The sequence below is a fragment of the Paenibacillus sp. CCS19 genome, assembly GCF_033239625.1.
Classification (GTDB): domain Bacteria; phylum Bacillota; class Bacilli; order Paenibacillales; family Paenibacillaceae; genus Paenibacillus_T.
Map to the genome: position 1 here is coordinate 99,323 of NZ_BTCK01000005.1, position 24,002 is coordinate 123,324.

19 protein-coding genes are annotated in these 24,002 nt (G+C 53.7%); 17 read left to right on the top strand and 2 right to left on the bottom strand.

The window, feature by feature from the left end:
- Positions 1-3 precede the first annotated feature (3 nt).
- The 4 genes from SBI19_RS06285 (at position 4) to murA (ending at position 7,205) form a co-directional block, all read left to right on the top strand.
- Complete coding sequence (locus SBI19_RS06285; protein WP_317966068.1) at positions 4-1,623, top strand: NADH-quinone oxidoreductase subunit N; 1,620 nt, start codon at positions 4-6, stop codon at positions 1,621-1,623.
- A gap of 556 nt (positions 1,624-2,179) precedes the next feature.
- Positions 2,180-5,119: a S8 family serine peptidase gene (locus SBI19_RS06290; protein WP_317966070.1), complete on the top strand. Its 2,940-nt coding sequence runs from the start codon at positions 2,180-2,182 to the stop codon at positions 5,117-5,119.
- A gap of 21 nt (positions 5,120-5,140) precedes the next feature.
- Complete coding sequence (locus tag SBI19_RS06295; protein ID WP_317966072.1) at positions 5,141-5,392, top strand: DUF1146 family protein; 252 nt, start codon at positions 5,141-5,143, stop codon at positions 5,390-5,392.
- Positions 5,393-5,834: 442 nt separating this feature from the next.
- Positions 5,835-7,205, top strand: a complete 1,371-nt coding sequence (murA, locus tag SBI19_RS06300) for a UDP-N-acetylglucosamine 1-carboxyvinyltransferase (protein WP_317966074.1) — start codon at positions 5,835-5,837, stop codon at positions 7,203-7,205.
- Positions 7,206-7,586: 381 nt separating this feature from the next.
- Here murA and SBI19_RS06305 read toward each other — a convergent pair whose 3' ends face one another.
- Entirely contained in the window at positions 7,587-8,321 is a 735-nt protein-coding gene (locus tag SBI19_RS06305) for a hypothetical protein (RefSeq protein ID WP_317966076.1), read from the bottom strand.
- Positions 8,322-8,480: 159 nt separating this feature from the next.
- Here SBI19_RS06305 and SBI19_RS06310 point away from each other — a divergent pair, with 159 nt between their 5' ends.
- The 10 genes from SBI19_RS06310 to SBI19_RS06355 all read left to right on the top strand — a co-directional run bounded on the left by SBI19_RS06310 (position 8,481) and on the right by SBI19_RS06355 (position 17,997).
- Positions 8,481-10,016: an efflux RND transporter periplasmic adaptor subunit gene (locus SBI19_RS06310; RefSeq protein ID WP_317966078.1), complete on the top strand. Its 1,536-nt coding sequence runs from the start codon at positions 8,481-8,483 to the stop codon at positions 10,014-10,016.
- Complete coding sequence (locus SBI19_RS06315) at positions 10,013-10,756, top strand: ABC transporter ATP-binding protein (RefSeq protein ID WP_317966080.1); 744 nt, start codon at positions 10,013-10,015, stop codon at positions 10,754-10,756. The genes SBI19_RS06310 and SBI19_RS06315 overlap by 4 nt, the downstream gene beginning before the upstream one ends.
- Complete coding sequence (locus SBI19_RS06320; RefSeq protein WP_317966082.1) at positions 10,722-11,897, top strand: ABC transporter permease; 1,176 nt, start codon at positions 10,722-10,724, stop codon at positions 11,895-11,897. The genes SBI19_RS06315 and SBI19_RS06320 overlap by 35 nt, the downstream gene beginning before the upstream one ends.
- A gap of 135 nt (positions 11,898-12,032) precedes the next feature.
- Positions 12,033-13,235 (top strand): stage II sporulation protein D, encoded by a 1,203-nt coding sequence (gene spoIID / locus SBI19_RS06325; RefSeq protein WP_317966084.1) that lies wholly within the window; start codon positions 12,033-12,035, stop codon positions 13,233-13,235.
- Positions 13,236-13,345: 110 nt separating this feature from the next.
- Entirely contained in the window at positions 13,346-14,062 is a 717-nt protein-coding gene (locus SBI19_RS06330; RefSeq protein ID WP_317966086.1) for a M23 family metallopeptidase, read from the top strand.
- A gap of 215 nt (positions 14,063-14,277) precedes the next feature.
- Positions 14,278-14,562, top strand: a complete 285-nt coding sequence (spoIIID, locus tag SBI19_RS06335; RefSeq protein ID WP_110041929.1) for a sporulation transcriptional regulator SpoIIID — start codon at positions 14,278-14,280, stop codon at positions 14,560-14,562.
- 134 nt (positions 14,563-14,696) lie between these two features.
- On the top strand, positions 14,697-15,704 hold the full coding sequence (gene mreB / locus SBI19_RS06340) for a rod shape-determining protein (protein WP_317966090.1): 1,008 nt from the start codon (positions 14,697-14,699) through the stop codon (positions 15,702-15,704).
- 204 nt (positions 15,705-15,908) lie between these two features.
- Positions 15,909-16,775 (top strand): flagellar hook-basal body protein, encoded by an 867-nt coding sequence (locus SBI19_RS06345; RefSeq protein ID WP_317966092.1) that lies wholly within the window; start codon positions 15,909-15,911, stop codon positions 16,773-16,775.
- A gap of 29 nt (positions 16,776-16,804) precedes the next feature.
- Positions 16,805-17,617: a flagellar hook-basal body protein gene (locus SBI19_RS06350; RefSeq protein ID WP_317966094.1), complete on the top strand. Its 813-nt coding sequence runs from the start codon at positions 16,805-16,807 to the stop codon at positions 17,615-17,617.
- 20 nt (positions 17,618-17,637) lie between these two features.
- Positions 17,638-17,997: a DNA-directed RNA polymerase subunit beta gene (locus SBI19_RS06355; RefSeq protein WP_317966096.1), complete on the top strand. Its 360-nt coding sequence runs from the start codon at positions 17,638-17,640 to the stop codon at positions 17,995-17,997.
- A gap of 332 nt (positions 17,998-18,329) precedes the next feature.
- Here the strand turns inward: SBI19_RS06355 and SBI19_RS06360 are convergent, their stop codons facing one another.
- Entirely contained in the window at positions 18,330-20,525 is a 2,196-nt protein-coding gene (locus tag SBI19_RS06360) for an Ig-like domain-containing protein (RefSeq protein WP_317966098.1), read from the bottom strand.
- 343 nt (positions 20,526-20,868) lie between these two features.
- Here SBI19_RS06360 and SBI19_RS06365 point away from each other — a divergent pair, with 343 nt between their 5' ends.
- The 3 genes from SBI19_RS06365 (at position 20,869) to SBI19_RS06375 (ending at position 23,993) form a co-directional block, all read left to right on the top strand.
- A complete protein-coding gene (locus SBI19_RS06365; RefSeq protein WP_317966100.1) occupies positions 20,869-21,456 on the top strand; it encodes a CDP-alcohol phosphatidyltransferase family protein in 588 nt (195 codons plus the stop codon).
- A 253-nt stretch (positions 21,457-21,709) separates the two neighbouring features.
- Positions 21,710-22,141: a 3-hydroxyacyl-ACP dehydratase FabZ gene (fabZ, locus tag SBI19_RS06370; RefSeq protein ID WP_317966102.1), complete on the top strand. Its 432-nt coding sequence runs from the start codon at positions 21,710-21,712 to the stop codon at positions 22,139-22,141.
- A gap of 139 nt (positions 22,142-22,280) precedes the next feature.
- Positions 22,281-23,993, top strand: a complete 1,713-nt coding sequence (locus SBI19_RS06375) for a phospho-sugar mutase (protein ID WP_317966264.1) — start codon at positions 22,281-22,283, stop codon at positions 23,991-23,993.
- Positions 23,994-24,002: the final 9 nt, after the last annotated feature.

Consider the following 24,002-nt stretch of genomic DNA (forward strand, 5'->3'; position numbering starts at 1 on the left):
CGCATGGCTTACGAACGAACGTTTCCGACGATGACATGGGCCGATGCGGGACATATGGCCCCCGAGCTCATTCTAATTGCCATGATGGCGCTGCTCATCGTAGTGGACCTTCTGCTCCCGCGGAGAATCGACCGCTCGATCATAGGCTGGTTGTCGCTTGCCTCGCTGATCGGCTCTTTCGTAAGCGTCGTCTGGCGCATTCAGGATCAAGCGGATCAGTCGCAGGCAGCTGCAGCGCTTGGTATATTGCGCGATAATTATCGTATCGACGATTTCGGTGCCATGTTCAAGCTGCTGCTTCTGACAGCCGCCGCACTGATTGTGCTGTGGAGTCTAGGGGCGATGAAGCGAGAAGGTATAGGCCAGCTGGCGCACCAAGGGGAATATTACTACTTGCTGCTGCCGGCAACGGCAGGTGCAATGATGATGACGTCGACTGGCGACCTCATCACGCTCTACACCGGACTTGAGCTGCTCAGCATCTCGACCTATGTGCTCGTCGGGCTCCGAACGAAGCGGGAAGTCGCCGTGCAGGCGTCCTCCTCGGATGAGAAGGTATCAGCGAAGCCTGCGGAAGCGGCGTTCAAATACGTCGTGACCGGCGGTATCTCCTCGGCGTTTATCTTATTCGGTATGTCCTATCTGTACGGATTGACCGGCTCCACTCATGTTGGAGAAATCGGCAGTACGCTGCCGCAAGTTGTTGATTCATTCCGTGGACTTATCTATCTAGCATTCTTCTTCATGGTTGCAGGTTTTGGTATCAAAATCGCGGCGGCACCATTCCACGCATGGGCGCCGGATGTGTATGAGGGAGCGCCTACACCAATGAGTGCCTTCCTAGCCGTCATTTCCAAATCAGCAGCGGCGGTCGCATTGTTCCGGCTGTTCTATAACCTCGTCTTTCCGGAGAGTCTCTCGAATGGGAACTCGATCGGACATGACTTATTCCGGGCCGTGCTCGCGGTAGCGGCCTGCGCGATGCTCGTCGGTACGCTGAGCGCGCTGCGGCAGCATAACATGAAGCGGCTGCTTGCGCTGTCGGGCGTTGCGAATGCCGGCTATTTGATCGTACCGATCGGCTTATCGTTCTATGGCGTTCACTCGAGCAATGCGGCGGAGCTGTTCTTCTATGCGGCAGCTTACCTGTTCATGAACATCGGGGCGTTCGCTGTGTTATCGATCGTCGCCGGGTCAAGGCGCGGCACAGATTCGGATAGCAGCGTGCAGCTGCGGACGTTCGAAGGGCTGTATCACCGCGCGCCATGGACGGCGGGGGCGATGATCATCTTTATCCTGTCATTAGCAGGATTGCCGATCTCGGGCGGTTTCTTCGGTAAGCTGTTCATCATGATGGGCGCTGCGAGCACGCATGCCTATTGGCTTGTTGCCATCATGGCCGGTACGAGCGTTATATCCTATTACGTGTACTTCGGCATCGTGCGCCAAATGTTCATGCGATCGTCAGGCGATGAGCCGGTTCATGTCCCTGCTGCATCCGGTACAGTCGTCTGGTTGTGCGCGGCGGCGACGCTCGTTCTTGGTGTCTATCCGAACGGGCCGATGAATTGGTTCGAGCACGTTTTCTCGGTCGTCAACGATCTGCTTATTGTGCCGCAGTAGTTGCTATTCAAGAGAGCCCAGTCCAAGAGCGGTACATTGCTCTTAGATTGGGCTTTACTTGATTTTAAGACAAGCCAACATCTATTGAGCATATAGTTAAGTAGGAAGCAGTTATTGCGAGGCAGGGCGGTTGCACCAATTGTTGGATCGCCTCAGCGCGCGGTACTTATCTTCAACGATCTAGATTAGAATTTTCTCATAGGGACACCAATATCGCCATATGGATTAGTAAGGCTGCAAAACCACGTGGAGCATAGAGGGGGAATAGTCGTCCGGGAGCGGCAGATAGATGAACACGGACTATGAGGCGCCCGGAAGTCGGAAAGACCGTAAACCGGCTAACAGAGGTCGTTCAAAAAGAAAAGGGTGATAGCCGTACTTTTTGAATACGCACTAAATGTAGTCGAATGCGGAAGCGGGCGAAAATATTTCGCCGTCAGCAAGGAAAATGACCGTTTTGGATCGAAACTATTGGGATGCAATCGGCGTTTGAATAAGCAGAAGAAGCAGCAAGGATCGGGCTACGACCGGGGACTTTGCGTAAGGACGAGGTCAAATGAGCTATTATATACGAAATTCCAATAATCGATCACAACACAATAGAGAGAAGGCGCGTCACCGCACGCTTCGTTGTGCTGCCCTGCTTATGCTGGCAGGACTGCTGCTGTGGGTCGATGCTGCCGATTCGTTCGCGATGAGCGGACAGTCCAGTGGATCGGCATCGATGGAACAGGCAGCAGCTGCAGCAGAGGATCCAGACGCATGCGAGGCGGGACCAGCAGACGAGACCAAGGCGGACAGCTGGCTGCTGAAGTGGCGGGATACCCCGCCGGACGTTGTTCCTGCTGGAACGCGGATTATTAACCGGCAGGCGGAGCTGGCGACGGATATCGTCGTTCCAGAAGGAGGCAGAGACAACGTCGCGCAATGGCTGGCGGATCTTCGCGCGAACGACAATGTGGCGTATGTGCAGCCGAACGAGCGGGTGCACGTTTTATCATCGGCACAATCGAATGTCAAAGCGAACGATCCTTATCTGTCGCGTCAATCCTACTTGGATTTGATCGGCGCGAAGAAAGCATGGAATACGGTGCATGATCAGACCGACATCACGATCGCGCTGGTCGATACCGGCGTTGATTTCAACCATCCGGATCTGAAGAGCAGTCTGTTGGGGGGCGTCAACCTGCTTGACCCTGCACTGCCGCCGCAGGACGATAACGGGCATGGAACGAACGTAGCGGGCGTACTTGCCGCTTCAGGCAACAATGGGGCAGGCATTGCGGGCATTCTATGGCGTTCGCGCATTATGCCGATTAAGGCGCTGGATGAGGACGGAGCCGGCGACGAGAGCAAGCTCGGCGAAGGGATTCTGTATGCGGTCCGCAAAGGGGCGACGATCGTCGTTCTGTCGGTAGGTCTCTATCGGTATTCGACCTATATGCGCGATATTGTCCAGTATGCGGAGAGCAAAGGCGTCCTGCTCGTCGCAGCTTCAGGCAATGACGGGATGCAGCTGGGCAGCCGTGTCGCCGTCGAGTATCCGGCTGCTTACCCGACGGTGCTCGCCGTTGGTGGCGTGAAGCCGAATGGACAGCCAGAGCCGCGTTCCAATTCAGGCCCGGAGATTGATATTGCGGCGCCTTGGAATGTGTTCACGACCGCACTGGGCGGTGGATACAGGGAGGAAGAGGGTACGTCGATGGCAGCTCCGCAAGCGGCTGCCGCGGCTGCACTCGTCCTGATGAGGCATCCGCATTTTAAGCCATACGAGGTAAGAGAGTTATTGCGTCAGACTGCGAAGGACATCGGCAACCCGGGAATCGATGAGGCAACGGGTTACGGCCTGCTGCAGGTGGATAAGGCGGTTACGGCCGAGCTGCGTCCGGATGCGTATGAGTCGAATGACTCGAGAGACCGCGCCGCGGAATGGCCGCTGCAGACCCGAATTACGGCCCGCCTGACGGGAGGGCTTGACCAAGACTGGTATCGGGTAGATGTGCCATACGATGGTCTGCTGACGATTCAACTTCAAGGATTGAACGCAGCGGGGACAGCTATGCCGCCCGTGCGGATGATGTTGTACTCGGGCAACCAAGCGGCGAATGCACAGGATGCGAAGCTCGGCAACACATCCGTTGAATGGCCGGTTAAGAAGGGGACGAATTGGATCAAGCTGCAGCTGTACGATCAGTCACGTACAGATAAGCTGCCTTATTTGTTGACCTCTGATTTTCATATGAATCCGGATGCGTACGAGAGCAATGACAAGTCGTATGCAGCTTCAACGCTGCAGCCGCGTTCGCAGGTCATCACAGGGACGTTCGATAAGCAGGGCGACCGCGACTGGTATGTAGTGAACTTCAAGCGGAGCGGAACGCTCAAGCTGCTGCTGCAGACGGATACGGTGCGCATCGATCCGAGTCTGGCCGTGCAGCGGGAAGGGCAGAAGCTCGTCTCGTACGACGATAATGGGGACGGCGAGCAGGAGCAGTCGCCGCTCATTACGGTGACGCCGGGCAAGTATTTCATTCGGGTTTACAATGCAGCCGCAGCGGATGCGAGTCCGGTTACGGGGCTGTATACGCTGAAGCTCGACATCGTGACCAAGTATGATGATCCGAACGAGCCGAATGACAAATCGTATACCGCGACAGCCCTTAGACAAGGAACCGAGTACTTGGGTGTTATCGACAACGCCTCGGACGAGGACTGGTACCAGCTTCGCCTGACGGAGGAGAGCTATGCTTCCCTCGACCTGAGCGGTATCCCTGCCGACCGGAAGATGACGATTGCCGTGTATGATAAGCGTCAGAAGGTCATCGAGACGATTCGCTCTGTCTCCGGCAGGCAGCGCGTTTATGGCGGAATGCCGTTGGAAGCGGGACTCTACTATTTCAAAATAACGGCGAATGCCGCATTCAATGAGCAGTATTACCACTTCACCGTTCGAACGGAATCGCTCAAATCGGGCTATCGCGATATTAATGGACATTGGGCAGCGGCTGCAATAACCGCGCTGTCCAAGGAAGGGATCGTATCGGGTTATGCGGATTATAAGTTCGAACCCGAACGCTCCATTACTCGTGCGGAAGGCGCAGCGCTGCTCGTTCGCGCCTTCCCGCCGGAATCAGAGCCGGAGCGGCTGAACTATCGTGATTTGACGTCGAAGCACTGGGCCTATGGGGTCATCGCCACAGCTGTGTCGGCAGGCTATATGACGGGATATCCCGACCGAACATTCGGACCGGATCGCCCGATGACCCGTGCAGAGATGGCCGTCATGCTTGGACACGCGGCCGGCGTGCAACCGAACTACGGCAAGGGATCGCCATTCTCGGATGTATCCGTTGGCAATTGGGCGGCGCCGATGCTCGCTGCTCTCAGTGCGAAAGGGTGGATAGCCGGTTATGCGGGCAATCGATTCTTGCCCGGACAGTTTGCCAGCCGTGCTGAATTCACATCGATGTTATTCCGAATCCGCAACAGCATCTAATGACTGAAGGGACATTTACCGATGAATATGGAAGACGTACAAATTTCCTATGGCATGAATGGACTTTTCTCCATTGTGGTCGTGCTGCTTAGCATAATTTTGTGTTGGTTTGTGCTTCAAGAACTAAAACTGGAGTCCTTCATGCGTCACCCGAGAGGGCCGAAAGCACGTCTGCTGCTAGTTATTTTAGCCGTCGTTCTCGGCCATTCGCTGGCCTCATTCGTCCTCGATTACTACAATTGGACGAGGATGCTCACCGCATTTGTCGAATAACAAAATCGATTCCTGTCAACAATGGGTAGTATATGACGGAACGAAAAACGAAAAGGGCCTCGAATGGTATGAAAACGGTTGTCAAAATAACCTGTTTTCAGTCGTTTCGAAGCCGCTGTTTCGAACTGAAAAAGCCGCGCAGCACAGGCAATTTTTACATCTTGTTAAAGCCGCTCGAATGAAGGCGTTTTATGAAAATTACGCTTGTCGATTCGTGCGGCAGAGTGGTAAGATGAGGTTTGGAGCAAATGACTATCGGTAGACAGAGTTGGAATATTATACAAATTTTGACCGGCATGTTATGAACGCTTGTCCCAACGTGCATAGGGAAGCGGACCTGCCGTCATGAACGTCCTAATCGAAGTCCAATACGCAGCCATATACGATGAAATAGTCATAGCGGCAGAGAACAAAATTGCAGCGTGCGGAGGGAATTCATAAGATGAGCAAAATAATCGTCCGCGGAGGCCAGCGGTTATCAGGTACGGTCCGGGTTCACGGTGCCAAGAACGCAGTGCTTCCTATACTTGCGGCGTCCGTACTCGCGAGTGAAGGGGAAAGCGTAATCGTCGACGTTCCTCTCCTTGATGATGTACTGACGATTCGGGAAGTTATTGCATCGCTTGGAGCGGACGTGAAGCATGGGGAAGAAAGCATGACCATTCGCGCACAGCGACTGACGACCTTCGAACCACCTCATGACATGGTTCGCAAGATGCGGGCTTCTATTCTTGTTATGGGGCCATTGCTTGCGCGCATAGGACGGGTGAAGATCGCGCTGCCAGGCGGCTGTGCAATCGGAATGCGGGCGATCGATCAGCATTTGAAGGGCTTTGAAGCGATGGGCGTAGAGATTATGCTCGGTCAAGGCTTTATCGAGGCGAAGGTGGACGGCCGTCTCAAAGGATCCAAGATTTATCTCGACGTTGCCAGCGTAGGCGCAACGGAGAATATTATGATGGCGGCTTCTCTTGCCGAGGGCACAACGATCATCGAGAATGCGGCGAAAGAGCCGGAAATCGTTGATCTTGCGAACTACCTGAACGCAATGGGCGCGCATGTTCGCGGTGCCGGTACGGATACGATTCGAATCGAAGGCGCGGAGATGCTTCGAGGCGTTCGCCATGCGGTCATTCCTGACCGTGTAGAAGCGGGAACCTATATGATTGCAGCAGCGATCACAGGCGGAGATGTGTTCGTCGAAGGCGCGATCGCAGATCATCTCGCACCGGTTATCTCGAAGCTTCAGGAGATGGGCGTTACGATTCACGCAGCGGATAACGGTCTGCATGTTATTGCAGATAAGCCGCTGAAGGCGGTCGACGTTAAGACGCTTCCGTATCCAGGCTTCCCAACGGATATGCAGTCGCAGATGATGTCGCTGCTGCTTGCGTCCGATGGCACGAGCATCGTTACGGAGACGATCTTCGAGAATCGATTCATGCATGTGGAGCAATTCGCGAAGATGAATGCGCAGATCCGCGTGGATGGCCGCTCGGCGATCGTGAACGGCGGAATGCCGCTGACGGGAGCGAAAGTGACGGCAACGGATCTTCGTGCAGGTGCAGCGCTTATTTGCGCGGCATTGATAGCGGAAGGCGTCTCGGAAATCTCCGGCACGCATCATATCGACCGGGGCTATGTAGATATCGCGGGCAAAATGGCTGCGCTCGGCGCTGACATTTCGCGTGTCGATGCAGTGCGTGAGGCTGTAGCAGCAGTTGAGACTGCGCCAGTCGCTGTGCTTGAGACGGTATCGTTCAAGCGCGAGAAAGAAGTTGCCGTGCTGAGCGCACAACCGACTTGGGCTTAATGAATTACGAATAGATGACAAGAAAGGACCTCGAGTTCCACTTCATGTGGAATGCGAGGTCCTTTCTTGGTGTATGCGGAAATTCCGCTGGATTGGGTTACGAACGTCTTGTACCTGGACTCCTGCAACTATACTTTTTTATTAGAGTAAATGTAACAACAGTCAATTAGAACCTGCGATTGTGCAGTTTTAGAGGTCTGATAAGGCTCAACTGAATAGATTCAGCTGAAATGCCTGCACAATCGCAGGTTCGCCTTAGTTCGCGTGCCAGTGCTTCAGTAGAGCCTGCACTTTGGCAGGTTTCCACTATGCGTGCAGGTACCAACCAGCAGAACTACTAGAAACGGAGCACAGCCTTTTGAAATTGTGTTGGATGAGCAGCTAATTGCCTGTTTGTGTATTTGCTTGTGTATTGCCATTCGCTTGGTCGCCGCCATTCTGACGGTTGCCATAGCCTCGCATGCCGCCGCCGCCGAAACCGCCCCCAAAGCCGCCGCTCAGCGAAACGTACTCGGCTTCCTTCGTGCCGCTCTTCAGCCATACGTTAATAATATCGTCGGCTGCCAAGTCGGCAAGCTTCACTTGCTCGTAGTTCATGCTGCCGTCATCGCCGCGTACAAGCTTGTAGATGGACGTGCCGTCCGCGATGGAGATGGTCGATTCTTCGCCGGTGAAGAAGTCCGGCATGCCTTGTCCATTGCCTTGCGGAGCTTGCCCGTCCGCTGGCGGTTGGAAGTCGCCCTGCGGCATCTCGCCATCGGCTGGCGGTTGAAAATTGCCGCCGTCTTGTCCAGTGCCTTGTCCTTGGCCGCCACCGCCTTGGCCCCGCTGCGGCATCGCGCTCATGTCGGCCTGCTTCACGACGACGGAGGTTCCGTCGATCGAGACGACTTTGGCGAATAGATCCGCTTGGCGTTCCGGCTGATTCGGCGCCGTTGCCATCTGGCGGAAGCCGCCTTGTCCGTTCGGTCCTTGCTGCTGTGAAGCGGCTTGTCCGCCGTTAGCTGTCGCGCCTGAGGCGTCATCCTTAGAGCCGCATGCGGACAAGATCGAAGCTGCAAGAAGGAGTGCCGCGCCTGCCTTCATGCTATACGCCCACTTTGATTGCTTTGCCATTGTAATCCTCCATTTCATCCCTGCATCGTTCTGTTCGGACATTCTAACACAGCTCTATGAACGAAATATGAATAAGGGTGTTCATGTTCCGTTCATGAACCTATGCTACGTTTGAATAAAAAATTGGGTTCATCAGACAGGAAAGGTGGCGTAAAGGCAATGAAGAAATGGTTACTGGCATTACTGGCGATTATCGTGGTCGCCTCTGCCGGCGCTTATTATTGGTACAACCAGGATGACACAACAGAGGCGGCGGCCGTACAACAGCCGACAGCGACGGTGACCAGGGGCAATATCAGTGTGCAAATAACCGGCTCTGGCTCCGTCAATACGACGGAGACGATTTCCGTATATGCTGGCGAAGAAGGAACGGTCAGCAAGGTTCATTTTAAAGAAGGCGACAAGGTTAAGAAGGGACAAGTTCTGGTCGAATTCGAGACCGAGGACTACTCGTCTCAGATTGAGAAAGCTCAGATCAATCAGAAGAAGCAAGAGCTGCAGATGGAGAACTACAAGAAACAATATATCGCCGCAGCCGATGACGAGAGCAAACAGAACGATATTAAGGTCCAAATGGACAGCCTGCGCCTCGATATGGAGTCGACAGAGCTGGAGCTGGCCGATCTGCTCGACAATGCGGCGGAGACGCCAAGCATCGTATCTCCGTCCGACGGTACGGTAACGACGGCTAGCGTCGTGATCGGCGATAAAGTGACGGGATCGAAGGTTATCGCTCAGTTGATCGACTACTCGAAGCTGCAATTCACGATGAACGTCGACGAGCTCGATATTCCGAAAGTAAAAGTCGGCCAGAAAACGAACATTACGCTCAATGCACTGCCGGATCAACCGCTGACAGGCAAAGTGTTGGAGATTGCGCAAGAGGGCTCCTCCTCCAATGGCTCCGCTTCCTATGCGGTCAAGGTGTCGTTGGATCAATTGGATAACGTAATTTCCGGGATGTCTGGCGAAGGCGCGATTGTGACGGCTTCTGTAGAGAATGCACTGCTGGCGCCAATCGAAGCCGTACGTACGCTGGGTGGCAGAAGCTTCGTACGCGTCCCTGAAACAAGCGGAACAACAACGCAAGGAACCCAAGGCACGCAGCGTGCACAAGGAACAGAAGAAACGCAAGGCCAAGGCCAGCAAGGCGAAGGGTTCCAGCCGCCGGCAGACGGGAACTTCCAGCCGCCGACTGGCGCAGCAGACGGCGCGGCGGGCGGACAGGCGAACAGTCAAGGAAACGGCACGCAAGGCGCGAATGGCGGTCTAGCTGCAGGCAATGGTCAGAATGCTGGCGCAGGCACCCGCAATGGCGCGGCAGGCGGATACGGCGGCGGTCGCAACGGCGCAGGCTTCGCTGGAAGCGGCACCGGCACTCGCACGGGTGCGAATGGCGCTGCAGGCATGAGAGGCGCGCAAGGCCAAGCGGGTCTTGAAGGTCGTATGGTGGAAGTGACGATCGGTCTGAGCAACGATACGTTCGTTGAGATCAAGTCCGGTCTGAACGAAGGGGACACGGTCTATCTGCCAATCCCAACCGTCAATACAACAACGCCTTCTTCGTCGCAACAGCAGCAAACATTCCAGTTCGGCGGCTTCGCCGGCGGTGCGATGCCTGCGGGCAACTTCGGCGGAGGCGGCAACTTTGGCGGCGGAGGTAACTTCAGCGGTGGCGGAGGCGTACGCCGATGAGCCAAAACGACAACGAAGTATTGATCGAGATCGAGAAGCTGGTCAAGACCTATCGGATGGGACAAGAGACGGTCCAGGTGCTTCGTGACGTTGATTTGATCGTGCGTCGAGGCGAATTTCTGGCGATTGTCGGTCCGTCGGGTTCAGGCAAGTCGACGATGATGAATATTATCGGCTGCCTCGACATTGCAAGCTCGGGCAGCTACAAGCTTGACGGTGTTGAAGTGAAAGGGCTTAGCGACAATAAACTAGCAAATATCCGCAATCACAAAATCGGCTTTATCTTTCAAGGGTTTCAACTGCTGCCTAAGCTGACGGCGATCGAGAATGTGGAGCTGCCGCTCGTTTATCGGGGCATGTCCAACAAGGAGCGCCGCAAGAAGGCGACTGAGGCGCTCCGCAAGGTGGGCCTCGAGGATCGGATGTTTCACCGCCCCAGCGAGCTGTCCGGCGGTCAGCAGCAGCGTGTAGCCATCGCGAGGGCATTGGCGGGCGAACCGCCCATGCTGCTGGCGGACGAACCGACCGGTGCACTCGATACGCGCACAGGCCAAGAGGTGCTTGCTCTCATGGAGCAGCTTCATCAGCAAGGACATACGATCGTCCTCATAACGCATGATATGGAAGTTGCCGCCAGAGCGGAGCGCGTTGTCCGTATGAAAGACGGCGTGCTGACGGAAGAACATGCCGAAAGGAGGGAGACACTTGAAGCTTACGCAGGCATTTCGCATGGCGTTTAAAAGCATTTGGGCGAATAAACTTCGAACAGCGCTATCGATGCTTGGCATGCTGATTGGTGTTGCGACTGTCATTGCGCTCGTCTCGATGAGTGAGGGCTCCTCCCGTCAAGTGCAAGCGCAGGTCGAAAGCCTTGGCGCAGCGAATATGCTGCAGGTGAGCATTACAGGCCGCGGCCTGACGACCTCGCTGTCCAAGGACGAGGCGATGGAATACGCAGACATTGATAACGTGGAAGGCGTCTCGCCGATCGTGAACGGCAGCGCATATGCGAAGTACGGAACGACAAGCGACTCTTATACGGTGGAAGGGATCACGCCGGAGTATGCGGATGTGCGGGACGTTAGTTTTGTAAAGGGTCGTTACATCGTTGATCTTGACCTAATCAATTACAGTAAAGTCGCATTGATCGGCGCTAACGTTGCAAGCGACTTGTTCGACACCGAGGACCCGGTGGGCAAGACCATGCTGCTCAACGGCAATCGGTACAAGGTTGTCGGCCTGCTGGAGACGAAGGGCGATTCGCTTAACGGCTCGGCGGATGACAAAATATTAATCCCGCTCACAACGGCCGAGCGGCTGCTTCAGTCGATTGGCGTTAAGTCTCTCTATCTGAAAATTACGGATACGGACAAATCCGAGGCGACGCAGGCGCTCATAACGGCGAAGCTGGCTGCCAAGTTCCCGAACTCGACGAACGCTTATCGCGTCGTTGACCAGCAGGAAGCGATGGAGACGCTCGGTTCGATTACGCAGACGATGACGTCCATGATGGCCGGCATCGCAGCAATCTCGCTCGTCGTCGGCGGTATCGGCATTATGAACATCATGCTCGTATCCGTCACGGAGCGTACGCGCGAGATCGGCATACGCAAATCGCTTGGCGCGAAGCGGCGCGATATTCTTACGCAATTCCTGATCGAGGCGGTTGCCATCAGCGGTCTCGGCGGCGCGATCGGCATCGCGATCGGCTACGTGGCATCGAATGTTATCGGGGTCGTCATGGACACGGAGACCGCCGTCTCGCTGACGATGGTCGGCGAAGCTTTCGCTTTCTCCGCTGGCGTCGGCGTCATCTTCGGTATATTCCCTGCGAACAAAGCAGCAAGGCTGCGTCCAGTCGATGCGCTTCGCCACGATTAAGAGGATTAAAGTGTTCTCATCCATTCTATCCTATCGTTCCCGCTCATATAGTAGAGCAGAGGGACACAAGACAAAGTCCGCGCCCAAGCGCGGACTTTCGTGTCTCTAAGACGATCAGGAAGGGGCGATGCTGCTTTGATCAACAGCATTCGAGCATGGGGAATGCCGTTTGCAGCAGGAATGGGGCTGGGCGTGATCCTCTTTATTCTATTACACGGCGGTGTTCTCGCTGATCAAGATAAGACGGCTGGTAGGGTTCAGACGGTCAGCGAACGATCGGAAGGAGCTGCCGTTCAAGCAGCAGGAGAGAGGCAGGAAGAGCAGGGAAGCTCTAACCCTAGTGCGGCGCCGCCAATTAACAGCCAGTCAGACAGTAAGTCTGTAACGCCCCGTACATCCGTGAAGGAACAGCCTGCTGCAAACGTGGATCCGCCGAGCAACGTACAGAAGGCCGTCAAGCCGAGCAACAGCAATTTGGACAAGCTGATGGTGCGTGTCTACATAACGAAACAGAAGCGAATAGAGACGGTACCGTTGGAGACTTATGTTCGCGGCGTATTAGCAGGCGAGATGCCGATTGATTTCGAGCTGGAGGCGCTTAAGGCGCAGGCGGTGGCGGCGCGTACCTATATTGTACGGCGGCTTGCGATGCAGGACCGCAGCGGCGTGCCTGGCAAGAAGGCAGATGTTACGGATACGATCGATCACCAAGTGTATGTGCCGCTGAAGGCGCTCGCCGAACTGTGGCCTGCGGGCGAAGAGCGGAAGGCGTCCTTGCAGAAGCTGACGCAGGCTGTGGAGGAGACGAAGGGCGAAGTGCTCACGTATGAAGGCGAACTGATTGAAGCGGCCTTTTTCTCAACTAGCAATGGGTATACCGAGAACGTGGAAGATTACTGGCAGCTGTCGCTGCCTTATCTGAAGAGTGTTGCCAGTCCATGGGATGAGGAGATTTCGCCGCGCTATAAACAGACGATAGAGATGAAAGAGAAGGAGCTGTATCGGCGTCTAGGCGCTAAGAACGACGGCAAACCTCCGCGCATACTAGAGACGACAGAAGGGCATCGGGTGAAAACGGTCGTCATCGGCGGCAAAACGTTCACGGGGCGCGAGGTGCGCGAGAAGCTGGATCTTCCCTCCTCTCAATTCGAATGGACGATCAGCAAGGGGAAAGCTATCATTACGACCTATGGGCTCGGACACGGAATAGGGCTCAGCCAGTGGGGAGCGAACGGGATGGCGAAGGAAGGGGCGTCGGCGTCCGAAATCTTGCTTCACTATTACACCGGCGTCAAGCTGGAACAAGCTTATAAGCTACCGGAATTATCGACAGGGTAAACAGCTCGCCGCGCCGCATGGTTAAGCGAATCTCAAAATTTAAGAAAATAGCGACACCTCACGTATAAACCTACTAGTTCTGGTAACAATGGCTGATGAGGTGATCGACAATGAATGATCAAAACAACAAGCCAAAAGAATCTCCCAAATCGATTCCGGGAGGTGCGGCTGCTAGACCAAGCGGCCTGCGTAGAGTGTTAGCCAAAAAATGGGTTACACCGGCAGCTTTCATGGCAGCAGCGGCAATTATCGTAACCTTAATGTGGCTCTATCGGGGAGAGCAGACAGATCAAACGACAACAACGCCTGATACAGAAGTCAGTCAAGGTGACGAAACACAAACGAAGCCTGCAGATGACACGATTGCGGTCGTGACAGGCGATGAAGACTTGCAATGGCCGGTTCTGAACTACGACGATCTCGAAGTTGCTCTTCACTACTATGATGAGAAGGGCACCAACGAAGAGAAGCAGGCAGCGCTCGTATCCACGAGCGATAACAAGTTCCTCGCCCACACGGGCGTGGACTTGACGAAGCCGGACAACTCGACGTTCGATGTAGTAGCTGCGCTGAGCGGTAAAGTATCGCTCGTAACGAATCATCCGACGAATGGACAAACGGTTGAGATTACGCACGACAACGGGCTCGTAACGGTGTATCAAAGCTTGAGCGATGTAACGGTCAAACAAGGCGACGAAGTGAAGCAAGGCACTCAATTCGCCAAAGCGGGCCGCAACGATCTGGAGAGCGAAGAAGGCATTCACCTTCACTTCGAGATTCGCCAAGACGGCAAAGTGCTCAACCCGAACGACTACATTAAGCGCTAATACGTTGGTGCTTGATGCAGGACGCCTGCCCTCTATATAGAGGGCAGGCGTTTTTGTATGCGATCCAAGAACTCGGATTAGACCATAAGTCCTACTTCGTAACCGAAAGATTGAAAATAATTGGCTATTGCGGCTTGTCAAGCTTGGCCTTAAAGAATATATACCCGCACCCCTCATATAATGTACCAAACTATCTCGAGTAGGGAGGCGGGAACGTGCACGATTACATCAAAGAGCGAACCATTAAAATAGGCCGATGCATCGTGGAAACGAAGCATACGGTTCGGACAATCGCCAAAGAGTTCGGGGTTTCCAAAAGCACGGTACACAAGGATTTGACCGAGCGTCTGCCCGAGATCAATCCCGACCTGGCGGATCAGGTGAAGCACATCCTGGAGTATCATAAGTCGATCCGGCACCTGAGGGGAGGAGAGGCGACCAAAATTAAGTACAAGAAGAGCAGCAAGAAGCGTGAAGTGTTCGCCGCCTCAAAGAGCTGATAGCAATAAATTTTTCTACAAAAATAGAGGGATTTCGAGAAATTCAGCGAATAATATTCGTAGGAAGTCCCTGCTATTTGCGGGGCTTACGCGAACGTGCACTTTATTTTTATTCGTTGGAGGACTCACGCCTAATGTTCAGCAAGGATATCGGAATTGACCTGGGGACGGCTAATGTATCGATTCATGTAAAAGGAAAAGGTGTTGTGCTTGATGAGCCGTCTGTTGTTGCCATTGAGAGCGACTCCAAACGTGTTCTAGCAGTTGGTGAAGAGGCGCACCGGATGGTCGGGCGTACACCCGGCAATATTATCGCGATCCGTCCGCTGCGGGACGGCGTCATCGCGGACTTCGAGATTACGGAATTAATGTTGAAAGCGTTCATCGATCGAGTAGGCGGCCGCAACTGGTATGGCCGGCCGCGCATTCTGATCTGTGCGCCTACGAACATTACGTCCGTAGAACAGAAGGCTATTCGCGAGGCGGCGGAACGCAGCGGAGCACGCGAAGTGTTTTTGGAAGAAGAGCCGAAGGCAGCAGCGATCGGAGCGGGAATGGATATCTACCAGCCGAGCGGCAACATGGTTGTCGATATTGGCGGGGGAACGACGGACATCGCGGTATTGTCGATGGGCGACATTGTTACTGCATCTTCGATTAAGGTTGCAGGCAACAAGTTCGACGACGCGATCATGAAGTACATTAAGAGCAAGTACAAGCTGCTCATCGGAGAGCGGACAAGCGAAGATATTAAGATTAAGATCGGTACGGTGAACGTGGAAGGTCGCAGCGGCGAGATCGATATTCGCGGCCGTGATATGGTATCGGGCTTGCCGCAGACGATTACGATCCGCTCGGCGGAGGTGCGTGAAGCGCTCTGGGATTCGGTCATGTCGATCGTATCTGCAGCGAAGTCGGTATTGGAACGGACACCGCCAGAGCTATCGGCGGATATCATCGACCGCGGCGTTATTCTGACGGGCGGCGGCGCGCTGTTGGACGGATTGGACACGCTGTTGTCGGAAGAATTGATGGTCCCGGTGCTTGTAGCGGAGGATCCAATGCATTGCGTCGTGAAAGGTACAGGCATTATGCTGGACAACCTGGACCGACTCACTCGCAAGAACAAATCGGTGAAATAAAGAAGATGGAAGTCCGGCGGGTAGGGCGTTCTGGGGGGACGCGCCGAGGCCGGCTTCCGTTATTTTTGGATCATACATAATGTGAGCCATAAGGCTTATTAAAGCTGTGCCCCGAATTGCCGATATAGAGAAATAGAAGACTATCGAACTAGCTCGCTCTATTATATTTCCGGTTCGGACCGGACAAGCCGGGAGGTTTACCAGATGCTAAGAGGACTCTATACCGCGGCTGCCGGATTGACGACGCAGCAGCGCCGTCATGATACGGTGACGAACAATATTGCCAACCTCAATACGCCGGGCTACAAGCAGGCGAACGAGGTTACGCGTTCTTTTCCAGATATGCTGCTTGCTTTGACAGGGACAAGCGATAATTCCGATCGGAAGATCGGCCGTGTCTCGACAGGCGTATTCGCAGAGGAGAGCCTATCATTGCAGCTGCAGGGCGATTTGATGGAATCGGGGCGTTCTTCGGATTTCGGATTGTCGTCCGACATCGAAGTGCCTGGCATCCAATTCGATGCATCGGGCAAGGCGTTTGATGCCAACGGAGAGCCGATCTATCAGCCGCAAGCTTTCTTCACGGTGGAAGGAACGGACGGTCAGCCGCGTTATACGCGTGATGGTCGTTTCGATCTGAATGCGCAAGGGTATCTCACTACATCGGAAGGTACGCGAGTGCTCGGCACGAACGGACAACCGATTCAATTCCAGCAAGGCGTGAGCATTGATGACCTTGTGTTAACATCGGACTATCGATTCGTTGATGCGCTCACGGGCAATGACACGGGCAATGCGCTTCAACTGACGCGCATTAACAACCCGAATATGCTTGTGCGCGAGGGTAACGGCAAATTCCGTCTCGAGGGCGATGCGAGTGAAGCTGTGCCTGTAACGGCAGCTGACGGCGTCGAGATTCGTCAAGGCTACTACGAACGTTCTAACGTTGACGCGGCACAGTCGACGGTCGATTTGATGTCCGCTATGCGCGCCTATGAGGCGAACCAGAAGGTCGTGCAATTTTACGATAAGAGCTTGGACAAGGCTGTCAATGAGGTCGGACGGGTATAGAATAGCGTAGAGTCTAGGAGGGTTACCGAATGAACGGATCGATGATCAGTGCAATGGTGTCGATGAGCGGATTGCAGCAGAAGCTCGACATTATGTCCGATAACATTGCGAACATGAATACGGTCGGCTACAAACGTAAGGAAGCTTCGTTCGCGGATTTGCTGACGAATGCGAAGGAGCAGCCGGATGCCTTCAAGGAACCGGGTCGCTTGTCGCCGATGAACTATACGCAGGGCTGGGGCTCCAGACTGCTAGGTATTCGTCCTGACTTGACGCAGGGGCCGCTGCAGCAGACAGGCAACCAATTCGATATCGCAATTGAAGGCGATGCGCTGTATCAGGTGCAAACGCTGGAAGGCGTCGCTTATACGCGTAATGGCGCCTTCCAATTGTCGCTGCAAAGCGACGGTTCTGCGCTTCTGACGACGAGTGACGGACATCCGGTCGTAGGTGAGAATGATCAGCCAATCGTCATTCCTCCGAACCGTTCGATTCGCGTCAACTCGGATGGATCGATCGACGCGATCGCGCAGGATGGTACGGCAGAGCCGATCGGAAGCCTTAAGTTGGTGCAAGTTACACGTCCTTCGCTCCTGACAAGTGTAGCGGATAACTTGTATGCGGTGGCAGATAGTGTTAATGTAGAAGATGTGTTGAGGACCGTGACAGCTGGTGAAGGCAGCGATATTTCCTTGCGCCAAGGCTATCTCGAGCAATCGAACGTAGACTTAACGACCGAGATGACGGAACTCATAAACGTGCAGCGCGCCTATCAGCTGACTTCTCGAGCGCTTAGCTCCAGCGACACGCTGATGGGAATGGCCAACGGCTTGCGCGCATAAACGGAGTTGAATAAATCGATATGAGTAATGATTGGCAATCAACGACAGTCCAAGGCAGCAGAAGCAGCAACGCACGGACAACGTCAGCTCAGACGGATGCGGCTCGTCGTATGCCGGTACAGGAGCGCTCTGCGTCCGAGGAGAAGAGCCCTGAACGTCCTCAATCTGCCAAGTCGTCCGGCAAGCCTGCGAAGCGTAAGAAGAAGCGGAATCCGTGGCTTCGAGTGCTGCGCTTGCTAGTCGTGCCGATTTTGTTGTTCTGGGCAATTGTCGCAGGCTTATACGTCGGCTACAGCGTCCTTGGTCATCAACCGAAGGGCGAAGTGTTCGAGCTGCAGACGTGGAAGCATATGTACGACCTTATGTTCTCAAATGATTAACAGAAGCATATTGTTATCGACAAAGAAGAGGCGGTCCCAAGGACCGCCTCTTCTTTACGTTGTTTAATTTTTACATAACGGTCTTGGATCCCGAAGGGAGTGAAATGCAGGAGCGCCTTAAGTAAAAGCGTGTCCCATAGGGACGACAAGCGCTTCTCACACGTACTGACTCAGGTGCACCGAATCGTATGCGAACATTCGAGCGTATCTAGGTTACAGTAGAATAATCACAGATTATCTTAAAGTATCTAGAACAGTCCTGCGGGATTCCAAAGGGCTGCCGCCCTTTGGGGCCCTCCCCTCTCAAGGGAGGGTTTGGGTGGGTGCAATCATTACTTAACAGTAACACGCAGGGTAACTGTCTTTCCTTCAACCTTAGCTTTGATCGATGCGGAGCCTTTGGCCTTCGTCACGATAATGCCGCCGACGACGGTGGCAACGCTCGTGTTCGAGCTGGTCCATTCGGCATTATCCGTCTGATCGATGAATGTGCCATCGTCGTAGAATGCTTTGAGCTTCAGCAATTTCGTTTCGCCGATCGCAAGCTTGAGCGATTTCTCGGACAGGACGAGCGTTTTCAGCTTAGGTACGACAGAGAGCGAAATGGTGACCGATTTGCCTTGATACGTACCTGTAATGACAGCTGTTCCTTTGCTGAGCGCTTTAACGGTGTTTTTACTGGAGAATTCAGCTACCGCGTCATCGGAGACGCTCCAGTCCATCTTCGTGCTTACAATGACGCTCTTGCCGCTCTTATAGAACGCTTTGACCTTCAGCGACTTTGTCTTCTTCGGATTGAGAATCAGACTTGTCGGATCGGCAACAAGCTTGACGACCTCTTCTTCGATCGTTACGCTAATTTTGACAGTTTTGTTTAAGAATGTTCCTGTCAGCGTTGCATTGGCAGAAGCGAGGCCTTTCAAGCCGGACTTTTGAACGAGCAGATTGGTCGAGGACGATTTCCAGCTCATTTTTTCCGTAACATCTTCCTCAGTGCCATTCTCGTATACGACCGTTACTTTCGGGAACGCATACTCCTTGCCAATGATCAAGCTCAGATCCGATTGAGCGGCCAGCAGCGTCAGCGGCTTGTCGTTAACCGTGATCGTGACCGTTGCGGCATACCCGTTGACCGAAGCGGTCAGGACAGCCGTGCCGGTTGATGCGGCTTTCCATTTGCCATTATCGATGGATACGACCGTGCTGTCGCTCGACGTCCATGTAATAAGCGGCGTTACCGTGACGGAGTCACCGCCGAATGTCGTCGCCGTAACTTGCGGCAGCGCACCGGTCTGATCCGGGAACGTCTCGACCTTCTGATCCGTATCTTTAATCGTGAGTTCGTTGACTGTCGGGTAAACCGTTACTTTGATCGATCGGCTTGCGCCCTTGTACGATGCTTTAATTGTTGTTGTACCAACGGCTTTCGGCGTTACAACGCCGTTCGTTACGGTAGCAACCATAATGTCCGAAGACGACCATTCCGCCGCGTTGGAAACATTGGCGGTATTGTTGTCGAGCTCCAGCGCAAGCGCGGCGATTGTAACCGGCGAATCCTGCAATTGCAGCGACAGGTCTGTACCAGGCACAAGCTTCAGCTCTTGCGTGCCTTGTCTTACCGCTACCGTTACTTTGTCAGAGGCGCCAAGATGCGAGACCGTAATGGTCGCCGTACCTGTGCTTAGCGGTGTGATCGTGCCATTCTCGACCGTTGCAACCGCTGTGTTCGTGCTTGTCCAATCTGCGTCATTCGTAATGTCTTCCGTCGATCCGTTCTGAAGCAGCGCTTCCGCCTTCAGATTGACGCTGGAATCGCCGACTGTGAATTCGAGCAGATCCGCACCGGAGAGCGTGATCGATTTATAAGGAGAAGCGACGGTCAGCTTGATTTTATCCGTCTTACCTTTGTAGCTTGCTGTGATCGTTGCTGTGCCGGCGCCTAGAAGCGTCAGTTCTCCGTTCTCGACGGTGACGACTGACGTATTGGAGCTTGACCAGCTCGCTGTGTTGGACAAATCCCCGCTGATCGTTGAGCCTGCCTTAATGCCTGACAGGTTATAGTCGATGTCTTGTCCCAGCTGGACAGTAGCTTCATCAGGCGCTGCTGTATTACCCGACATGATCTGGATGGAGTCAACCAAGTCATCTACATTGACCGTAATCGATTTGGTGTAACCGCCATAAGTAGCGCTGATCTTGGCTGTGCCCTTGGCAACGCCGGTAATCGTGCCCTGCGTGACTTTGGCGATAGCTGTATTCGAAGATTTCCAGGTCGCAACATCAGTAACATCAATCTGTTGCAGGGATGTTCCTGATAGGGTCGCATATAGGTTTAAGTAGTAGGGATCGTCAGCGGCGTATACGTTAATGGCAGATGCCGTTGTATCGAAGCTTAGATCAGTGACAGTGTCGGCGGCATAGGAACGGCTTGGCAATGTTGCGAATACCATAAGGATGGCAAGCGTCAGAGCCATTAGGGAACGTGCGGTCCATTTGTGATGGTGCATGGATGTTGTCGTGCGCAGCATGGAGTAATCAAAACCTCGCTTTCGTCTTTTTGCTCAATTCGGCCTTCATTTAATAACGGCTTTCAGAGCGGAATAATGAAGAGAAAAGACGAGATTTAACAATTAATCGGCTGACGGGGACGGAGGTGCGGCTGCGCAATAAGGTGCAATCTCTACACCTGACGGGAGCGTAATTCGGCCGTTGCCGAGCCGTTAGATGCATTCATGTACCTTGAATAATGCCGTATGCGGAAGGACCATGCGCGGAGAGGCGAGAACGGTTTTAATTTTCAATAGGTAGAGGTATAATGGTTGGGTAACTTTGAAGCGCTATCCATTTCGTGGTGATAAAGGACGTGAACGCTTGAATCTTCCGAATATGCTCACCATATTGCGGTTTGTTCTCATACCGGTTTATATCGTTGTATTTGCGGGAGGAGAGCGAATGATTCCGGCGTTTGTCGTTATCGTTGCCGCTGGCGTGACAGATGTGCTGGATGGGTATATTGCTCGTAAAAGGGGTCAGATCACAACGGTCGGCGCGATGCTCGATCCGCTTGCGGATAAGCTGATGTTAGGCACGGTCATTCTATCGTTGCTGTTGACCGATCATATCCCGTTGGCGGCTGCCATTCTCATGTTTGTGCGCGACCTCGGCATGATTGCCGGTTCGGCTGTTTTTCATTTCAGCGGCCGCAAGACAGTGCCAGCGAATTGGATGGGTAAGCTGACGACGGTGCTGCTGTACTTCGCTATATTGTTTATTTTCTTTGAAGCTTCGTTCGCCAGAACGTACCTGTGGTGCGTAGTGGTGTTCTCTTTCGTCACTTCGATCATGTACATGATCAAAATATTCGCGATCAACCGCGATCAGGAAGGGAATGGCGTTGTTCCGTTCGACAGCAATCAGGATAAGCAGGCGGGTCCAACAGGCAGTACGCGCGAGTTATAAAAGATGGAACATCATGCGAATTCGCATAGGTATACAAAGAAGCTCGTCTGCTCCGGCGCTTCTGGCCAGGAATAGACGAGCCCCCTTATCTTAACCTTCGCGAACTGCAGTTTCCGCGCAGGATAAGTTTAGGTTGTCTCTTGTTTGTCTAGATTATGCCCCTATAAGTGCATGTTCACAAAGTTGGGTTTTCAAGACGACTTTTTGAACTGCCTCTACAAGGGGGTTCATTTCAAAATTTGGAGGTACATACATGCTCGATATTAATGAAATTCAACAGATTATTCCTCACCGTCAGCCGTTTCTGCTCATAGACCGCGTCCTCGAATTAGAGGAAGGCGTTCGTGCGGTCGGCATCAAGAATGTCACGATGAACGAGCCGTTCTTCGCCGGCCACTTCCCAGGTCATCCGGTGATGCCGGGCGTGCTGATCGTCGAAGCATTGGCGCAAGTCGGTGCGGTTGCCATTCTCAAAATGGAAGCAAACCGCGGCAGACTCGCATTTTTCGCAGGCATAGACGAATTCCGTTTCCGCGGACAAGTGACGCCAGGCGATACGCTGCGCCTTGAAGTGGAGATTACCCGCCTGAAGGGTAAAATCGGTAAAGGACATGCGGTTGCAAAAGTTGACGACAAAGTAGTTGCCGAGGGCGGCATTATGTTTGCTTTGTCCGATCCATCTTAATCTTGGGGTTCGGAGTCAACAAAACAGCAAAAATCTGTTCAGCGGCTGTTAATAATTGTTCTACCACGATTAACTATATAGAGAACGACGCATAGTCGGCGCCATGAGCGAACATTAGGATGAGAGGAATGGTTTGAAGATGTCGGTGAATGCAGCAGCAGTTGCAAAGTATGAGGAATGGCTTAACGATCCTTCGATTGGCGAGGAAACGAAGAATGAGCTTCGCGCCATTGCAGGCAATGAAACGGAAATTGTGGACCGATTCTATCGTGACCTTGAGTTCGGTACAGGCGGACTTCGCGGTGTTATGGGCGCCGGTACGAATCGGATGAATGCTTATACAGTAGGTAAGGCAACGCAAGGACTCGCGGATTGGATTTTGTCGTCGAAGCCAGCAGAGCCGTCTGTTGTCATTGCCCATGATTCCCGTAACAACTCGCCTGAGTTTGCGCTTGATGCTGCACTCGTGCTTGCGGCGAACGGGATTACGACGTATTTGTTCCCATCGCTGCGTCCGACGCCTCAATTGTCGTTCTCGGTACGCGCGCTGAAAGCTACTGCCGGCATTGTTATTACAGCAAGCCACAATCCACCTGAATATAACGGCTACAAAGCGTACAACAAAGATGGCTGCCAGCTAGTGCCGCATGAGGCGGAAGCAGCAATCGGACGCATTCAACAAGTAACGAGCTTCGATCAAGTTCAGACGATTTCGCGTGAAGAAGCGGAAGCGCAAGGGTTGCTGCGTTGGCTTGGCGAAGAGGCGGACGAGCAGTTCATCGAGACGGTTGCAGCGTGCAGCGTCAACCCTGATCTGCTGAAGAACGGTCTTGGCGATCGTGTATCCGTCGTGTTCACACCGTTGCATGGTTCGGGCAATTTGCCAGTGCGCGGCGTGCTTGCTAAGGCAGGCTTCAGCAATGTGCATATCGTTCCGGAGCAAGAGCAGCCAGATGGCTACTTCAGCACGGTCAAATCGCCGAATCCAGAGGAGCGCGAAGCATTCACGAAGGCGATCGCGCTTGCGAAGGAAGTCGACGCGGACATTATTATCGGTACAGACCCAGATGCCGACCGTATGGGTGCAGTTGTCCGGAACACGAATGGCGAGTATGTCGTATTGTCCGGCAACCAGTCCGGTGCCATTATGGTTTACTACCTGCTCAGCCAACTTCGCGATAGAGGCACGCTGCCTTCCAACGGTATCGTCGTGAAGACGATCGTAACGAGCGAGATGGGTGCGGATATTGCGCGTTCGTTCGGCGTCGATGTGACGAATACGCTGACAGGCTTCAAGTATATCGGCGAGAAAATGACGCAGTACCAAGAAACGGGCGAGCGCACGTTCCTGTTCGGTTATGAGGAAAGCTACGGCTATCTGACGGGCACCTATGCACGCGATAAAGATGCGGTAGTCGCTTCCTTATTGATTTGCGAAGCAGCGGCATACTATAAGAGCCAAGGCAAAACGTTGTATGACGTATTGCTTGAGCTGTATGCGCAATACGGCACTTATCTCGAAGGCTTGCAATCGCGTACGCTCAAAGGGCTGGACGGCGTCCAGAAGATCGGCGCTATTATGAACAGCTGGCGCACAAGCCCGCCATCCGAGATTGCTGGCACAAGCGTAGACAGCGTTCTTGATTACAGCCAAGGACTCGACGGCCTTCCGGCTGAGAACGTATTGAAGTTCCTGCTCTCCGACGGCTCTTGGTTCTGCCTGCGTCCTTCCGGAACGGAACCGAAGATCAAGATCTATTTTGCCGTTCGCGGTCAGTCTCCGGATGGGGCAGCAGCGAATCTAGAGCGTCTAACGACCGCTGTCATGGAGCGAGTCGATCAACTAGCATAAGGAGAGAAC

What these genes read in the sequence shown, in the direction of transcription:
- SBI19_RS06285 (WP_317966068.1), top strand. Translation starts at nt 4, where the DNA reads ATGGCTTACGAACGAACGTTTCCGACGATGACATGGGCCGATGCGGGA.
- SBI19_RS06290 (WP_317966070.1), top strand. Translation starts at nt 2,180, where the DNA reads ATGAGCTATTATATACGAAATTCCAATAATCGATCACAACACAATAGA.
- SBI19_RS06295 (WP_317966072.1), top strand. Translation starts at nt 5,141, where the DNA reads ATGAATATGGAAGACGTACAAATTTCCTATGGCATGAATGGACTTTTC.
- murA (WP_317966074.1), top strand. Translation starts at nt 5,835, where the DNA reads ATGAGCAAAATAATCGTCCGCGGAGGCCAGCGGTTATCAGGTACGGTC.
- SBI19_RS06305 (WP_317966076.1), bottom strand. Translation starts at nt 8,321, where the DNA reads ATGGCAAAGCAATCAAAGTGGGCGTATAGCATGAAGGCAGGCGCGGCA.
- SBI19_RS06310 (WP_317966078.1), top strand. Translation starts at nt 8,481, where the DNA reads ATGAAGAAATGGTTACTGGCATTACTGGCGATTATCGTGGTCGCCTCT.
- SBI19_RS06315 (WP_317966080.1), top strand. Translation starts at nt 10,013, where the DNA reads ATGAGCCAAAACGACAACGAAGTATTGATCGAGATCGAGAAGCTGGTC.
- SBI19_RS06330 (WP_317966086.1), top strand. Translation starts at nt 13,346, where the DNA reads ATGAATGATCAAAACAACAAGCCAAAAGAATCTCCCAAATCGATTCCG.
- mreB (WP_317966090.1), top strand. Translation starts at nt 14,697, where the DNA reads ATGTTCAGCAAGGATATCGGAATTGACCTGGGGACGGCTAATGTATCG.
- SBI19_RS06345 (WP_317966092.1), top strand. Translation starts at nt 15,909, where the DNA reads ATGCTAAGAGGACTCTATACCGCGGCTGCCGGATTGACGACGCAGCAG.
- SBI19_RS06350 (WP_317966094.1), top strand. Translation starts at nt 16,805, where the DNA reads ATGAACGGATCGATGATCAGTGCAATGGTGTCGATGAGCGGATTGCAG.
- SBI19_RS06355 (WP_317966096.1), top strand. Translation starts at nt 17,638, where the DNA reads ATGAGTAATGATTGGCAATCAACGACAGTCCAAGGCAGCAGAAGCAGC.
- SBI19_RS06360 (WP_317966098.1), bottom strand. Translation starts at nt 20,525, where the DNA reads ATGCTGCGCACGACAACATCCATGCACCATCACAAATGGACCGCACGT.
- fabZ (WP_317966102.1), top strand. Translation starts at nt 21,710, where the DNA reads ATGCTCGATATTAATGAAATTCAACAGATTATTCCTCACCGTCAGCCG.
- SBI19_RS06375 (WP_317966264.1), top strand. Translation starts at nt 22,281, where the DNA reads ATGTCGGTGAATGCAGCAGCAGTTGCAAAGTATGAGGAATGGCTTAAC.